Origin of the sequence: Rheinheimera sp. A13L (assembly GCF_000217935.1) — a bacterium.
Taxonomy (GTDB): Bacteria; Pseudomonadota; Gammaproteobacteria; order Enterobacterales; family Alteromonadaceae; genus Pararheinheimera.
Genome location: NZ_AFHI01000012.1, coordinates 266,117 through 282,221, shown reverse-complemented (window position 1 = coordinate 282,221; position 16,105 = coordinate 266,117). Strand labels below are relative to the sequence as shown.

At 46.5% G+C, this 16,105-nt stretch carries 10 protein-coding genes; 6 read left to right on the top strand and 4 right to left on the bottom strand.

From position 1 onward, the window contains the following. Positions 1 to 296: 296 nt before the first annotated feature. Positions 297 to 3,314, top strand: a complete 3,018-nt coding sequence (locus RHEIN_RS08740) for an Ig-like domain-containing protein (RefSeq protein ID WP_008898619.1) — start codon at positions 297 to 299, stop codon at positions 3,312 to 3,314. 31 nt (positions 3,315 to 3,345) lie between these two features. Next, entirely contained in the window at positions 3,346 to 4,467 is a 1,122-nt protein-coding gene (locus RHEIN_RS08735) for an OmpA family protein (protein WP_008898618.1), read from the top strand. Between the two features lie 63 nt (positions 4,468 to 4,530). Here RHEIN_RS08735 and RHEIN_RS08730 read toward each other — a convergent pair whose 3' ends face one another. The 4 genes from RHEIN_RS08730 to RHEIN_RS08715 form a co-directional block, all read right to left on the bottom strand. Further along, positions 4,531 to 5,688: a GGDEF domain-containing protein gene (locus RHEIN_RS08730; protein ID WP_008898617.1), complete on the bottom strand. Its 1,158-nt coding sequence runs from the start codon at positions 5,686 to 5,688 to the stop codon at positions 4,531 to 4,533. Positions 5,689 to 5,816: 128 nt separating this feature from the next. Beyond that, positions 5,817 to 7,469, bottom strand: a complete 1,653-nt coding sequence (locus RHEIN_RS08725; RefSeq protein WP_008898616.1) for a methyl-accepting chemotaxis protein — start codon at positions 7,467 to 7,469, stop codon at positions 5,817 to 5,819. Positions 7,470 to 7,481: 12 nt separating this feature from the next. Next, on the bottom strand, positions 7,482 to 8,201 hold the full coding sequence (locus RHEIN_RS08720) for a nucleoside-binding outer membrane protein (RefSeq protein WP_008898615.1): 720 nt from the start codon (positions 8,199 to 8,201) through the stop codon (positions 7,482 to 7,484). Between the two features lie 289 nt (positions 8,202 to 8,490). Next, positions 8,491 to 10,581 (bottom strand): TonB-dependent receptor family protein, encoded by a 2,091-nt coding sequence (locus RHEIN_RS08715; protein ID WP_008898614.1) that lies wholly within the window; start codon positions 10,579 to 10,581, stop codon positions 8,491 to 8,493. A gap of 326 nt (positions 10,582 to 10,907) precedes the next feature. Between RHEIN_RS08715 and RHEIN_RS08710 the strand changes: the two genes are divergently transcribed. The 4 genes from RHEIN_RS08710 to RHEIN_RS08695 all read left to right on the top strand — a co-directional run bounded on the left by RHEIN_RS08710 (position 10,908) and on the right by RHEIN_RS08695 (position 16,074). Then, positions 10,908 to 11,672 carry a substrate-binding periplasmic protein gene (locus tag RHEIN_RS08710; RefSeq protein ID WP_008898613.1) on the top strand — a complete coding sequence of 255 codons (765 nt, stop codon included), beginning with the start codon at positions 10,908 to 10,910 and terminating at the stop codon, positions 11,670 to 11,672. A gap of 403 nt (positions 11,673 to 12,075) precedes the next feature. Continuing rightward, entirely contained in the window at positions 12,076 to 12,489 is a 414-nt protein-coding gene (locus RHEIN_RS08705; protein ID WP_008898612.1) for a substrate-binding domain-containing protein, read from the top strand. Further along, positions 12,449 to 13,648: a hypothetical protein gene (locus RHEIN_RS08700; RefSeq protein ID WP_008898611.1), complete on the top strand. Its 1,200-nt coding sequence runs from the start codon at positions 12,449 to 12,451 to the stop codon at positions 13,646 to 13,648. Before RHEIN_RS08705 ends, RHEIN_RS08700 begins: the two co-directional genes overlap by 41 nt. Positions 13,649 to 13,653: 5 nt before the next feature. After that, positions 13,654 to 16,074 (top strand): putative bifunctional diguanylate cyclase/phosphodiesterase, encoded by a 2,421-nt coding sequence (locus tag RHEIN_RS08695; RefSeq protein ID WP_008898610.1) that lies wholly within the window; start codon positions 13,654 to 13,656, stop codon positions 16,072 to 16,074. The last annotated feature ends 31 nt before the right edge of the window (positions 16,075 to 16,105 follow it).

Here is a 16,105-nt window from a genome sequence, read left to right as displayed (position 1 = left end):
CAGCCTTAAATCGGCTGCTTTTTTTATTTTACAGCCCCGCCCAAACTGATTAACCGGCAGTTCGATAAAGAGGGGGAACACTTTTACTTTAAGTAGTATTTGCTCTAAAAACCTCTGTTTTTAAATAACTTTTTAGATCTGACCACAGGCCGGTTCAGCAGGTTGTTCCGGATACTTCAAATATAAGAATCTATCTGTGCGATAGCACACAGACGGGCTTGGTTTGCTATGAGAAAAGCTATCCAGCTGAAAAGTGTTTTACGCATCAGCGTTAACTAAAAGAAAGGATAGTCATCATGGTTGGAAATCAAAAAATGCAGCTTAACATCTGCTACAGGTGGCTATTAAGCCTGCTTGTGCTGTTATTTATTGCTGGTTGTAATAGCGATAAAGACCCCATTCTTGGACTTGAGCCTGTAGACGGGCTCCAGTCCATTTTAATATCCCCGGAAAATCCTACTCTGGCTGCGGGCTTAACTCAGCAATTTACCGTCCTTGGAGTCTATGCAAATGGCACTTCGCTGGATATCAGTGACAAAGTGATCTGGAGCTCAGCTACTGTTGCTGTCTCAACTATAAACAGTCAGGGACTGGCGACTGCACTGCAGCCTGGTACCTCTGTTATTGCGGCCTCTTTTGCCGGCAAATCGGCCAATACTCAGTTAACTGTTACCAGTGCAGTTTTAACCAGTATCAGTATCAGCCCGCTGGACGCCAGTGTAGCCGATGGTTTAACCACTCAATTTATTGCAACAGGGGTTTATTCCGACGGCACTACGGAAAACATCAGTAGTGTTGTGAACTGGTTATCCAGTGATACATCTATAGCTGTGATGAACCCGAGTCAAACGGCTTCAAGTGGTTTAGCTACAGCTGTGGCTCCTGGTAATACAGAAATCAGCGCTACTCTGGGTGCTTTGTCTGCCTCAACCCGTCTGACGGTGACTGATGCGATACTGATGTCTATACAGCTGACTCCGGTAAACGCTAATTTGTTTGTTGGCGTCAGTCGGCAGTTCAGTGCAACAGGTGTTTATTCAGATGGTACCTCACAGGATATCAGCGCTTTAGTCAGTTGGGATTCCAGTGCTCAGGCCACTGCGACTATTGATTCTACTTCAGGTGCAAATCATGGTTTAGCTTCAGGACTTGCTGCTGGTGCCACTCAAATCAGCGCAACCTTAGGCACAGTGTCTGCTGAAACCACGCTAACGGTTAATGCTGCAACGTTAAGCAGCATTGTGGTAACTCCCCTTATTTCCACTGTAACAACGGGTTTATCGCGTCAGTTTGTTGCTACAGCTAACTATGCAGATGGCAGCTCCTTTGATGTCAGCCGCTCTGTGGTTTGGGCCTCCGCTGATACTCAGATAGCGACTATGAACGCTAATGGTGCTGTGAATAGTGGTTTGGCTACAGGTCAGGCTGCTGGCACAGTGCAAATCACTGCTACTTTAGGCTTAGTATCTGGCAGCGCCAGTTTAACTGTGAATAGTGCCACATTAACTAGTCTGGTTATTACTCCTGCACTGAGTAGTGTGGTTGCAGGCCAAAACAGACAGTTTACAGCAACAGGTGTTTATTCAGACGGTTCCTCAGAAGATCTGACGTCTTTGGTCACCTGGAGCTCATCCGACAACGCTATTGCTTTGCCTAATGCCAATATGCAGAGCAACAGCGGTTTAGTGGCAGGACTAAGTTCAGGCACAGTGCAAATTCGCGCTACTCAGGCGGCTGTATCAGCAGAAGCGACTCTGATTGTGACTGCTGCGACTTTAAGTTCTATTAGTGTGACTCCGGTGATCTCATCTGTTGCAATGGGTCTGAATCGTCAGTTTGTGGCCACAGGTATTTATTCTGATGGTTCAACACTGACTATCAGCCAGTCTGTGGTGTGGGCTTCGGCCAATACGCAGACTGCTACTATGAATGCCAATGGCAACTCAGCCAGTGGTTTAGCGACAGGGCAGGCCGCAGGTGTGGTGCAAATTAGCGCAACTCTGGGTAGCATCTCTGGTGCAGCAACACTGACAGTCACAAACGCAAGCTTAAGTAGTATCAGTGTGACGCCAGTTAACCCAAGTGTGGTGGATGGTTTAACCCGTCAGTTTAATGCAACCGGAACTTACAGCGACGGCAGTACAGCAGATCTGACTGCTGTTGCTAACTGGACATCAGGCACTATTGCCGTGGCCAGCATGAACGCCAGTCTGGCTGCAAACAGTGGCCTTGCGACCGGCTTGTCTGCTGGTACCTCGTTAATCCGTGCCAGTTTTGCCGGGTTAGACGGCAGCACCACTCTGACGGTCACAGCCGCTGCTCTGACGGCTATTGAAGTGACGCCAGAGAACGCATCAGCTGTAGTGAATGAAACTGAACGCTTCACTGCCACAGGCGTTTACACAGACGGTAGCAGGATCAATATCAGCAGCACTGTGGTATGGACGTCCAGTAATGTTGGCGTAGCCGTGATGAATGCCAATGGTCAACTGAACAGTGGTCTGGCAACAGCTATGGCTGCAGGCATCAGCACTATCACTGCCACTTTGGGCACGACACAGGATAGCGCTGTGCTGACTGTCACAGCGGCTTTAGCAAATAATCCTCAGGCTCCGGCTATGGGTGAACTGCAACGTTTTGTCATGATAGCCAGCCAGGCTATTACCACTACAGCAGGTTCTGCTGTTGCTGATGGTGATATGGCCATTCTTGATTTAGCCCGTACAGCTTACGCTGGTTTTACTCCGGGCCCAGTCGCAGGGCAGTTTACTCAACTGACCAATGGCGTGTCTTATGCACCTGATGATGTAACCCCACCTTATGTAGTGCCTGTGCCTTATGCATCTATGGTGGCCTTTATTAACCAGGTTCGCACTGATTTAGGCGTAGCTGCAACATTTTTAGCCGCTGATCCTAATCCTGCAGCTGCAACTCAGGCCTTGCCTGCCGAATTGGGTGGTCGGGTCATGACTCGTGGCGTTTATCGCACTGCAGGTAATGTCATTATCCAGCAGGGCAACCTGACGCTGGATGCACAGGGTGATCCGGATTCGGTCTTTATCTTTGTGATTACAGGCACTTTTACCACAGGTGCTCCGGGTGGGAACATTGTTCTGACCGGGGGGGCTCAGGCCCGCAATGTGTTTTGGCGGACTGGTGGTGTCACTGTATTTGGTAGCAATACCAGCTTTGCCGGCAATGTATTTGCCTGGCAACAAATCAATCTGGGTACAGGCACGGCCATCACAGGTCGTTTGTTCTCTGTGACTGAGCAAGTCACTTTAGATGCCAATGCAGTGACCAAGCCTCAATAGAGGCTTGTCAGTCGGAGATAAGGATTAATAAATGAAAAATTTAACAGAGTTAAAGGGCACAAAAGTGATGCTGGTTCTCGCCAGCAGCTTGCCTATGCTGATGTCGGCCAATGTTCAGGCTCAGGACCACTCCAGCTATGACAAAAATGGTTGGTATGTCGGGGCCAATATAGGGAAGTCTAAGGCCAGTATTGATACAGAAAGGCTTCAGACCAGTCTGGAAACCAATGGCTTCGATGTCAGTTCAATGGACGAAGACAGCGGCAACCAGGGCTACAAAGTTTATCTGGGTTACCAGTTTGGTACTTATCTGGCAGTGGAAGGCGGTTATTTTGATTTGAACGATTTTAGTTTTCTGGCGAATACCTTGCCAGTGACTGATTTCAGAGGTGAAACAGGGCTGAAAGGCTGGAATCTGGATCTGGTCGGTACCCTGCCTTTGACAGAACGTTTTTCGGCTATAGCCCGTATTGGCCTGACTCAAAACGATTCAAAAACCCGTTACAGCAGCAATGGTTTAATTAACACTGCAGCTTATAACCATGATGACAGCTACACCAAACATAAGTTGGGTGTAGGTTTGCAATATGACATATCTCCGGCTTTTACAGTGCGACTGGAAGCCGAACGTTACCGCATGGATGATCTCATCGGTAACAAAGGTGATCTGGATTTGTACTCGCTGGGGTTAGTCTACCGTTTTGGCTCAACCACCCAATCAGAACCGCAAGCAGCACCGGCTCCTGCGCAAAAAGCACAAGCAGCTGTAGTGGCACAAACTGTGGTGAAAGAGCCTGAAGTGCTGGTGCTGGAAGATGTGCATTTTAATTTTGACACTGCCGAATTAAATGACGAAACCAAAGTCATTTTACGCCAGCATGTTCAGACGTTAAAAGCCAATCCTCAGGCGCGCGTACGTATTGCAGGTTATACCTCAGCCAGCGGCAGCGCTGAATATAACCAGGCATTAAGTGAGCGTCGTGCCCAGTCCATCAAAGCTTTTTTGATAGCTGAAGGTGTGGATGCCAATCGCTTTAAAACCATAGGTTTTGGTCAAAGAAACCCTGCGGAATATGAAGCGAACCCGTCAGTTCTACGCTCTGATGCAGCAAAAGCTAATATGCGTGGTTTGTTTGAAATTATCGTTGAGTAACTAAAGTAAAAGCAGCCTTAAACGGCTGCTTTTTTATCACTGTTGTTGAAAGCCCGTGTTCTGTCAGCCGGCAATGACCTGATTTCTTCCTGCCGCTTTTGCCTGATACAAAGCCTTATCTGCTCTTTGCATCAAATGACTGAAACTGCTGTCCGCAGGATCTTGCAAAGCAACCCCTATAGAAACCGTTAATGGCAATACCAGATCAGCTGCTATAAAAGCTTCTGCCGCTATTCCCTGACGTAAACGCTCGGCTGCGGCCCGCATCTCATCGCCAGAAACATTCTGCAATAACACCACAAATTCTTCTCCGCCCTGACGAGCTGGCAGTTCTGTACTGCGGCAATGGGCTACTAACTGCGCTGCCACATACTGCAGAGCAAGATCGCCTGTGTCATGACCAAAACGGTCATTGACAGTTTTGAAATGATCGATATCAATCACAGCCACAGCTAATGGTCTTTGTGTTTTTTTTGCCTGTTCGAACCACAACAAACCTTGTTCTGTCAGTGTTCTGCGGTTCGCCAGGCCTGTTAAATAATCCGTCGCGGCGGCTTTTTCCCATTGCCTACGAATACGTTCAGAACACATCAGCAGGAAGGTGGTGGTGCCTATGACTGGCAAAATAGCGATCACCATAGGAGAGACCAGGTTAAGCCAATGCTGTTGATCAATCACCCGAAAATCTGCGTGCACTTCAGTCCAGACAAAATAACCAGCGCGGAACAGCACAAAAGCGCAGACAAAACTGAATATGGCCGCCATAACTTTTCGACTGATGGCCTGATCATGGCGTTGTTCTGACAGTAAAACCTTTACCGAGCCGGGCAGAATAAGCAACCACACAGCTGACACTATCAAAATCCGGACACCCGTATCCGGCATCACAGTGGCAAACCACAGTACTCCGGCCGTGCCGATACAAGCGGGGAGCATCAGCCAGAAGGAGGAAGGCTGAGCATAAAACTGACGTAAACTATACCAATATCCGGTAAAACCAAACATCACCAGACCATTGGCCAGAGGCAACGCCAAAGCGATAGGAATAAATTGTTGAGCAGCAAAAAGCAAACAACCACAGGCATGCAACAAGGTGGCTATACGCCAGCTGACGGCTGCGGGTCGCAATGACTCGGGCAAATCCTGATGCATCAGGCCCAGCACACCGCCGTTGGCTAACATCATCAGACTTCCAAGAATAAAAACTGTGGTGGGTTCCATACCCAAAAACTCTTTGACCTGAGGCCGGATGCTAAGTGGTTCATTATGCTGCCAAAGAGCAGGTTTAAATGCAAGTCATGGCGAACTGCGAAAACAGTGCCTGTAGTGCGACAGGCACTGGCTCAGGTTCAGATTTTATAGCGGCACACTTCTGCATTCAGTTGATCGGATAAATGCATCAATTCTTTACTGATAGCGGCAGATTGGGAGGTATCACTTGATGTTTCCTGTGCTATCACCACAATTTGATGCACATTTCGGTTAATCATCTCTGACACTGTGGTTTGTTCTTCTGCAGCGCTGGCAATCTGATTGTTCATATCATTGATCGTAGACACTGAATGCTGGATTTCCTGCAGTGCGGCATCAACTTGCTGTGCCTGCTGCACTGTATTCTGGCTATGGTGTTTGATTTCATTGATGGCCTGAACTGCCTGCTCTGCACCTTGTTGTAAGGACACTATCATTTGATTAATTTCATCTGTGCTTTTGGAGGTTCTGGCTGCCAGAGTTCGTACTTCATCAGCAACTACCGCAAAACCCCGGCCATGTTCACCAGCCCGCGCAGCTTCGATAGCAGCATTTAAGGCCAATAAGTTGGTTTGGTCAGCAATAGATCGGATCACATCCAATACAGCGCCAATGTTTCTGGAATCATCTCCTACTTTATCTATGACAGAAACACCCACTTGCACTTGTTGCTCCAGACCACCGATCACAGCTATGGCCCTGTGTAACTTGGCGTTAGCTTCATGCACCTGAGTTTCGGCATGATTGGCGGCCTGGGCAGCCTGACTGGCACTTTTTGCCACATCTTCTGCTGTGGCTGACATTTCGTTGATCGCAGTTGCCACCTGATCACTTTCGCTATGCTGCTGCGCAACACCAGCTTCTGTTTTTTGCATTAAGGCAGCTAAGTGTTCTGCCGACTGGCCCAGGCTTCGCATCGAGCTTTGTACCTGGCCGACCAAAGTGGCTACTTTGCCGGAGAACTGATTAAAAGCCTGAGCTAAAGCGCCCAATTCATGGCCTATGGAGGCATCCAGTCGTTTGGTTAAATCGGCTTCACCAGTACCTATATCCTGCATGGCCTGAACGACGCTCAGCAGAGGTTTTAAAATAGCTTTGGCAAATAAAGTACCAATAAAAATAACCAAAGCCACCAGCACCAGAGTGATCAGCGCATCCGACAGTAAATCAGCGTAAATTTGTTGTTCTGTCACTTCACGTTGCTTTTGGATCATCTGCTCCAAATCGTCAATATAAAAACCGGTCGCCAGCACCCACTCACCCTGCAGTATAGCTTTAGCCAGTTTAGGTGCTGCTACTGTGCTGCCGGGTTTAGGCCAGTTGTAGTTAATATAACCACCGCCTTTTCTGGCTGCTTCTATGTATTCTTTCACTAAAAAACGGCCTTCAGGGGATTTGCTGTCGAGAAAGTTTTTGCCTTCACGTTCCGGCTGATCAGCACTGACCATCTGGGTCCCCTGAAGGTCATAGACAAAAAAATAGTTTTTGCCATTTTCATAACGCAGGCTACGCAAAATGGCTTTTTTGCTGTTGTCATCCGCTGCTGAACTAATAGCTGTGCTGGCCATTTCCAGCAAGGTATCCAGTTGCTGTTTACGTTCTGCATATAAAGAATCGCGCAAGTGCATCACTCTGCTTTGTGCTTCCTGCTGAGCAGAAAAATAGGCTTTGCTGATCAACACCAGTGCCAGAATAAACACAGGGAAAAAAGCTAATAAAATCAGTTTGGTTCTTAAAGAAACAGAGTTCATATGGGCCTCTTGTTAAAAATGCCACTTTAGCAGCAGGTTCAGGTTGTATTCGTTGCTGCGTAAGTTGGGCTGGTCTTTGACACCAAATTTGTTCAGCCAGAACACATATTCAAAACCAAGATAGATTTTGTCTTCAATATTCAACGGTTTACTTAGCAGCCATTTCAATTGCGAGGTCATATTCAGATTGGCGTTGTGCTCCTCTGTAGCGCTGGCCCAGTCGAGAAAACCGTCGTAGAGAAATTCCTGATTAGCCAGTTCAAAGGGCAAACCCCAGGTGATGGTGGTTTGCCAGTTGTCGCTGCGTTTTTCATTGTTGCGTCGGTACAGATTCACCTGAAAATAGCGAAAAGCAGGGACCTCCAGATTAAAGCCAACACCATACAGCAGATGAGTGGCCTGACTGGACATTTCGACTGTAGTCGCAAAAGTCATATCACTGATCAAACCCCATTTCACTTCTGCCAGCCCCAATTTGCTGAAACTCCAGCGGGGGGCCCATTCGGCATAATTGGTTAAATCACCGGTATCAGGCCTGATGTGATCGAGGAAAAAAAAGCTGTCGCCCCAACTGGTAGCCGCTGCATGTTCGAAGGTATAGATATCGCGGTTATTGTCACCTAAGCGGTAATTGTTCCCCGTTAAGTAGCTGACTCTGAAATCTTGCCAAAGCACTGCGGAATGAGCCTGGATGGAGCAAAATAGTGTAGCCAGTAGCAGAGTTTTTTTCATAAAGAACTTATGACAACAGGGCAGGGTGTTTTAATACTGGCAGCAAATTGCAGAAGATCAATTAAGCGCTGGATTTTATTACATAATATCCATGCCTTGTTTTTCATGTCATCAGGTACTGGCGAGACTCGTTTCTTTCATGCATGTTTGTACAGTAGTTAAAGTGTCGGGTGAAGGTGAGTCAATTGATCAATAAGAGTAACCAAACCTCAGAAAGAGTTGAGGCTACAACATGTTATGTTGAATCATGCTGTAGCCTCGGGGTCGCTGACTTTATGACAAGGGCCTATCAGAAACGGTAACGGGCACCAATTTCAAAAGAACGTTCCGGGCCTACATAAATACCCTGACGAAGACCGCTGATATAACGTTTATCAGTCAGGTTTTTTACCGAACCAGAGATACTTAAGTTATCACTCACCTGATACTGGCTTAGTAAATCCACTACTGTATAAGCAGGTAATAAACCACCCCAAATATCGTTTGGTTTGCCAGTTGGATGTTCAATGGCAATCGTATTGGCTTCATTACCAAATTGCTCACCACGGTGGTGCAGGTTCAGCGACAAGTTTAATTGTTCCAACTGATAGTTCAGGCCTAAATTAGCCAGTATTTTTGGCGCATAAGGAATACGATTGCCTTGATTTGTGCCTGCTTCAAACTCAGACTCAGGTACCCATGTGGCGTTGGCATCCAGGTTTAAACCTGCCATCAGAGGCTGGCTTACACTAAATTCGATACCATAGTGGCTGGTTTCACCAGCATTAGAGGAGGGGGTGCCTGTATTACTGTTTCCGCTGACCACCTGATTGCTGAAATCCATAATAAAAGCAGCCACTTCGTAACTGGTGGAGCCCGCTACACCACGAACACCTACTTCATAATTGACAGAACGTTCGCCATCCAATTGCTGATCGGTCAAACCATCCAAGGCCAAACTGTTAGAAGCCGGGGAAAAAGCGCGGTATACACCAGCGTATAGCTGTGCCGCATCAGTTAACTCATAAGTTAAACCAACGCCAGGTAAATATTCGGTATTTGACGTTTTGGCAAGGGCGTTGCTTTGCAAATTCAAGCGTTCTTGCTGATAAGATTCAATACGCAGGCCTGGTGTTAATGCCAGTTTTTCGCTCAGCACTATACGGCTTTGCACATAACCGGCAACGCTGTCAGCGCTGTCCTGTAAGTGGCCTGCAATAGTGCCGGTGCGGTCAGCGGCGCGGGTAGTGGTGATACGCAAATCATTTGATTTTTCGTGCATTAAACGCAAACCAAACTCAGTGCTGGCTTCAAGGCCAAACAACGGCTGCTCAAGCGTTAAACGGCTTTCTGCCCCCGTGCGCTCAAAGGATCTGTTGTTGCCTGTCAGTGCGTCAGTGTACACCCAACGACCTGCAGCAACTGATGCGTTGGTATCTACCGCATAACGCCAGTAATCACGGGTGACATCACTCCAGTACACCAATGTGTTTAAAGTTGCAGTGTCGCTCAGTTGCCATTCGTGGTTGATATCAAAAGCCACGCGGTCGGCCAGAAAGTCATCATCCGGAGCCGGATTATAGTCAGCGCCAGCCTTGTAATCATTTAACAATAAACCACGGTAAGACATATTGACGTCATTTTCGTACCATGACAGCTTAACGCCTAATTTCTGGTTGTTAGCAAATTCAACACCAGCTTTGGCCATCACATCGTTCATGGTATAGCCTTTGTCCATAAAACCATCGCTGGTTGCATGAGTTGCGACTATACCGGCAAAAGCATCACCAGCGGCATTTTTATTGCCTGCTTCAATACCCACTTCTTTCATATTAAAAGAACCGGCCCGGGCCGACAGTTCAACACCATCATCCGGTGTTTTGGTCTGATAATTGACCACACCACCTATAGTAGAAGGGCCATAACGTAATGAAGATGAGCCTTTTAGTACTTCAACCCGTTCTACCCGCTGAATACGAGGGTTAAAGTAGCGGTCGTTACCGATAAATAAACCAGGAGCTACTGGTACGCCATCTTCGAGTAGTAACGATTTGGATTCGCTGGCGGATAAACCACGGATGCCAAAGTTAGCGATGACAGAGGTTTCTTCTTCACTTTTAATATTAATGCCAGGGATGCGGCGTAATACATCTTCTGTTGACAGAGGTTGAACCCGCTGAATTTCTTCCAGTTCCACCAGATTGACTGAACCTGTTGCTTCAAAACGATGGTCTTCTTTTTGACCTACTACTTTCACCACTTCCATAGCAGGCATCACAGATTTTTTTGCCGTAGCAGTGTCTTCTGCATTGCTGCTGCTGGCATAACCAGTGGCGGCTACAGCAACAGCCAAAGCTATGCGTGACGGACGAAAGTTGTGTGTGAAAAACATCGCAGACATCTTGGGTTCCTTATATAAAGTTCAGCGTTCAAATCACCAAAGTGATCAGAAAAAACAGATTTACCACAATTGCGTCGCAGTAAAGGGGGCTGGCAATTTTTCGAGCGGGAGTTTAACTATGAATAACAATTATTGTCAATTGTGTTAGGTATCAGGAATCATTCTTATTTTTGATGGTGGACTGATATAGTACTACAGGCCTTGTTGGCACTGGCTTTTAGTTTTTTAGTAAAAAATGATTTAATTGGTTCTGATAGCGCTTTCTTGCTGGCTTAGGGTCTGAAAATTAACTAATCTCAAGCCAGTGCTCTTTTGGATCTGTGGTTATGTGGTTTAGATTTTGTCTTTTGTTACTGAGTTTTAGTTTTATAACGAATAGCCATGCAGCGCCAAAACAGCAGGTGTTATTGCTGACTTATCATCTGAAAGCCCCTTATGTGATTGATTGGGGGGAGCAAAGGGGTTTGTATTTTGATTTGGCTTCTTATTTAAACCACAAGACAGACAAGTACCAGTTTAAAACTGAGTTAATGCCAAGAAAACGATTGGATGTGTTACTGGCAGAATCTTTTGTCGATGTAGTGGTTGGGATTCAGCCAGCCTGGTTTAAGCCTCTTGCTGATAAAATGCTGTTTACCGCTCCTTTTCTGCATGACAAAGATATGTTTGTCTCTGATGCCAGAAAACCAGTGCGGGATCAGGACCTGGCTGATTTAACAGGTAAAACCTTTATTGGTTCACAAGGCTATAAATACAAAGGTATAGATGAGATTGTTGCGTCCGGCATTCTGGAGCGGGTAGATACCTTACAGGAAGATTATGTGCTGGATATGCTCAGGTTAGGGCGTGGTGATTTTACTATTATCAGCTCTTCCACTTTGTCTTATAAATTTAGCCATGGAGAACAAGCCCGGCATTTTTATGTCGCCAACACACCTCATGATCTGATCCAACGCGGCTTTATGGTCAGTAAAACCGATCCTCAGTTGCATCAGTTTTTACAGCAGGTGATCCAGCAGATGCCTGTCGATCAGGAGTGGCAGCTGTTGTTAGCCAAATACCAAATTCAGCACGCTATGGTAAAACCCTGATTTATCTTCACTTTCATCAAAGCTTCGCCCTGCTGTCACATTTTTGCAAAGCGAAAGCTGCATGCTGAACGGGCTTAAACTTGTTGCATGCATCACTGTTCCTGGTGATTTCAGGGTCCTTCACGGACCCTTTTTTAATCTTAGTTTGTTTACTTTAATAAACTCTTGTTTTGTAACTTACTGGCAGCTATCTGTTGAAATAAATGGCCTGAACTATAGTCATTTCACTGAAAACACTACTTTTTTTCTTCACCACAATACAATTTCAACGACTGCTACTATACTGAGCGCGTACAATCCAGACTTCATGGCTGCACTTTTCACAAACTCCCTTGCCGCCATTTACTACCTGTACCCAAAGGTTGTGCAACGATCTGGGTATATAGTGAGGAATCACATAGACGTGAATATCAAGTTTGCCGTTGCTGGCTTTGCGCTTTGGGCATGTTCTGCCTTTGCTACCGAAGTCGTAACTCATCCTGCTGTAGCTATGGACCAGTTGACTGTCACTCAGCTGCGCGCCATTTATTCGATGCGGCAACAAAACTGGCCTGATGGTACAACCATCAGGGTTTTTGTATTGTCTGCAAAAAATCCGATCCACCAGAGTTTTGCCAAAGAAAAACTACAAATGTTTCCCTATCAGCTGGACAGGATCTGGCAAAAAATTACGTATTCAGGTTTAGGTTCGGCCCCAGTGGTGCTGGCTTCAGAGCAACAAATGCGTGAAGTGGTCGCAAATACCGAAGGTGCTATAGGTTATATTGAGAATTCAGATGAACTATCCAAGCTTAAAGTCATTCATGTTACGCAGTAAGCTGTGTCTTTTACTGCTGCTGGGCTGTTCATTGCAGTTGCCGGCAGATGAACTGCAATGGCATGGTTTTATTTCACAGGGGCTTATTCAGGCGCCAGAAACTAATTTTGTTAATCTGGATGACAGTATTTCGGCTGAGTTAACGGACATAGGTGTAAATATGTCATGGGCTTTGTCGGATAAACTGCGACTGGCAGGGCAGGTGGTGTATCTGGACGGCGGCCGTCGTTATACCAAAGGCACCCGCCTGGATTATTTGTTTCTGGACTGGACTCTGTACAGCGATTTTGACTGGCGACTGAATATGTTTGTTGGCCGCTTTAAGAACCAGCATTGGTTGTATTCTGCAACCCGTGATGTGCCTTTTACCCGCAATGCCATAGTGCTGCCACAATCTGTGTATTTTGATTCCTTCCGCGATATTGCCGTGGGCAGTGATGGTCTGGCGTTAAAAACCACTCACGATACCCGCATAGGGGAAATTGAACTGAACTGGAGCTGGGGAGCGACTAACTTAAGTAAAGAGCAAAGCCAGATCCTGTTAAGTACCCTGGCTCAGGGCGACGCTAAGCAGGATTATGTGCATCAGGCTAGTCTGTTTTGGCGACCTGATCAATCCGCCTGGCAGTTAGGTGTTTCATTACTTGACTCAGATTTTAGCTACAAAAAAGCCGAACTGGATTTATACAGTGATGGTGGCATGACGGTACAGCGAGTGATGCTGAATGGCCGTTACGCAGCTGAATACTGGGAGCTGAGTGGTGAGTGGGTGCAGGAACGGCTGGATATCAGTGATTTTTATGTGCCGGGTTTTAAACGCAATAGTTTTAGCCAGGGCTGGTATGTTCAGGGCCGCTACAATCTGATGCCTCGTACCTGGGCTTTGTTGAGTGTGGATAGCTTTGATTTGGACAAAGATGATCGAAGTGGGGTTAAGTTTTCACAAAGCACAGGCGGGATGGTGCCAGCTTATTTTGGGTATCAGGATGATGTAACTTTCGGATTGACTTATGATTTTAAAGACAATCTGCGTTTGACTATGGAACACCATTGGGTGAAAGGTACGGCACGTTTGGCTTACCCTGTAATGCCTGACGTCCAGAATAACAAATCAGAATACTGGCAAATGTGGGCCATGCAACTGATGTATTGGTTTTAAACGTTATGCGGCCTTTTGTGTTTAGTTTACCCTGGAAAATTTTGCTGGCGACCATCAGCGCGCTGCTTTGTATGACAGTACTGCAAACCAGCCTGGGCCTGATGCGGATGAGTGAAGAGTTTGATCGGCAGCAGCAGGTAAAACGGGAGTCGGCACGGCAGCAATATTTGCAACAAAATACCATGATAGAGCAGCAACTGCGGGTGTGGTTGGAGAGTTTTTCTGATCTGGTGCAGCTAAGCCAACAAGCTGATTTTTCCGCTTTTATTCAGCGTTTGGCCGAACAAAGCGCCAATATGCAGTTGCATCTGAATATAGAGCAAATCTGGTTGCATAATAGTGAGATGAAGCTGCTGTTTAGTAGTGGTCAACAGACCCCTTATTTTTCCCCCACTCTGGTGCAAGAGGTACTGAAAAAACAAAGTCCATCTACTATCAATTTATGTGTACAGTTTTGTGTCAAACAGCTTAGTTTGCCTGTACTGAACAGCTCTGGTGAAGTGGCAGTAATGACAGTCACCACAACGCTGGTCGACATTTTATCTGCGTTGCATCAAAGCTTAAACTCCGATGTGGCTTTGATCCGTGTCGGCAGAACTGCTAAAGGGAAAATTGACCGTGAGCTGATATCCAGTTCCAACCCACAGCTAGTGAATGCCTTGTTGCAGAAAGTCTCTGATCTTGAAGCGGATTTGGCCTTAAGTGAAGGGCTGGAGTTGCACTACAATGGCCAGCAGTACCTGATCTCTGCTTTTGAAATGCAGAGTAAAGGTGTGTACCTGACAGTGGTGGACAATATCAGTGATTTTGTTGCCACTAATGATGGCTATCGCCGTCAGTTGCTCATTACTTCAGCTTTTTTATTTGGTGGTATGGTGCTGCTCGTGTACCTGATCATGCGCCGCATCAGCCTGAGGTTAAAAAAGCTCAGTCAGGCTTTGCCTTTGTTATCGCAAAAACAATATGCGGGTTTTCGTCAGCAAAGCCAGTTTGACGCCAGCACCTGGCCGGATGAAGTGGATTTATTACGTCAGGCTGCCGATGAGTTAAGTGTTGAACTGGAGCAACTGAATCATAAAGTAGAGCAGCATACCAGTGAGCTGGAAAAAGTGGCGATGTACGATTTACTGACTACATTGCCAAACCGCAATATGTTGCAGTATCAACTTGACCGTATGCTGAGCAGTCAGGCGGCTGATAAAAAGTTTCTGGCTGTACTTTTTGTTGATCTGGATGACTTTAAACGCATTAACGACGGCCTGGGTCATGCACAGGGCGATAAGTTACTCAAACTGGTCGCGTTGCGGTTCAAAGACTGTTGTGGCGCCAACGATTTGCTTTGTCGTTTTGGTGGCGATGAGTTTGTTTTTGTGCTGCCTCAACTGACAGATGTGGATGCGCCTTTTCGTTTAGCCAGTCAGATTTTGCAGCGTATTCAGCAGCCTTTGACCATTGATCAGCAAAGCTTTGTCATGACGGCCAGCATAGGTTTAACCATGAGCATGGCTACGCCGACAGATGCTGACGATTTGATACGTCAGGCTGATTTAGCTATGCATGAAGTGAAACTCAATGGTGGTAACGGGGCTCAGGCTTATAATCTGGATATGTATCAGCGGGTGCAGCAGCGAGTGCTGTTGGAGCAGGATTTAAAGGAAGCTTTGTTACTGAACCAGTTCAGCATTAGTTTTCAGCCCCAAATGATCATAGCTACCGGGGCTTTGTATGGTTTTGAAGCGCTGATCCGCTGGCGTCATCCGGTCAGGGGTATGGTACCACCAGATGAATTTATTCCCGTTTTGGAGCAATCCAGACAAATAGTGCCACTGGGCTATTGGATCATCGAACAATGTATGCAGCAATGTCTGAGCTTATTGCACAGTGGCTGGCATCATTTCCGTATTGCTATTAACTTGTCGGCTGAACAGTTTGTTGACCCTGAATTGATCCCCACACTAAAACGGCTGCTGGACAAATACGAGTTGCAGGGCTCTTATTTTGAACTGGAACTGACAGAGCGTACTTTGGTGCAGAGCATAGAAACTATGCTGAACATCATGTCGCAAATTAAAGCCATGGGCATTCATTTTGCCATCGACGATTTTGGTACAGGCTATTCGTCTTTGAGTTATCTGAAAAAAATGCCGATGGATTGCATCAAAATTGATAAAAGTTTTTTGTCAGGAATGCTGGAGAACGCCGCAGATTTTCAAATCATTGCTTCAACTATTGCCATGGTGCAAAAGCTGCAGCTTCAGGTGGTGGCCGAAGGAGTGGAAACGCGTGAGCAACTGGAGCTGTTGCGTCAGCAAGGTTGTGATATAGCACAAGGTTACCTGATCGCCAGACCCATACCACAACCCGAACTGGCAGGTTTTTTGGAAGAACATTTCCCTAAAGGATTATGGCGGGGTCAGAGTCTTTGACTCTGCACCCCGACTTTACTGAAGCTCTACA

Coding starts and splice junctions, on each gene's coding strand:
- RHEIN_RS08695 (WP_008898610.1), top strand. CDS start 13,654: ATGCGGCCTTTTGTGTTTAGTTTACCCTGGAAAATTTTGCTGGCGACC.
- RHEIN_RS08715 (WP_008898614.1), bottom strand. CDS start 10,581: ATGTCTGCGATGTTTTTCACACACAACTTTCGTCCGTCACGCATAGCT.
- RHEIN_RS08730 (WP_008898617.1), bottom strand. CDS start 5,688: ATGGAACCCACCACAGTTTTTATTCTTGGAAGTCTGATGATGTTAGCC.
- RHEIN_RS08735 (WP_008898618.1), top strand. CDS start 3,346: ATGAAAAATTTAACAGAGTTAAAGGGCACAAAAGTGATGCTGGTTCTC.
- RHEIN_RS08725 (WP_008898616.1), bottom strand. CDS start 7,469: ATGAACTCTGTTTCTTTAAGAACCAAACTGATTTTATTAGCTTTTTTC.
- RHEIN_RS08740 (WP_008898619.1), top strand. CDS start 297: ATGGTTGGAAATCAAAAAATGCAGCTTAACATCTGCTACAGGTGGCTA.
- RHEIN_RS08720 (WP_008898615.1), bottom strand. CDS start 8,201: ATGAAAAAAACTCTGCTACTGGCTACACTATTTTGCTCCATCCAGGCT.
- RHEIN_RS08710 (WP_008898613.1), top strand. CDS start 10,908: ATGTGGTTTAGATTTTGTCTTTTGTTACTGAGTTTTAGTTTTATAACG.
- RHEIN_RS08700 (WP_008898611.1), top strand. CDS start 12,449: ATGAACTATCCAAGCTTAAAGTCATTCATGTTACGCAGTAAGCTGTGT.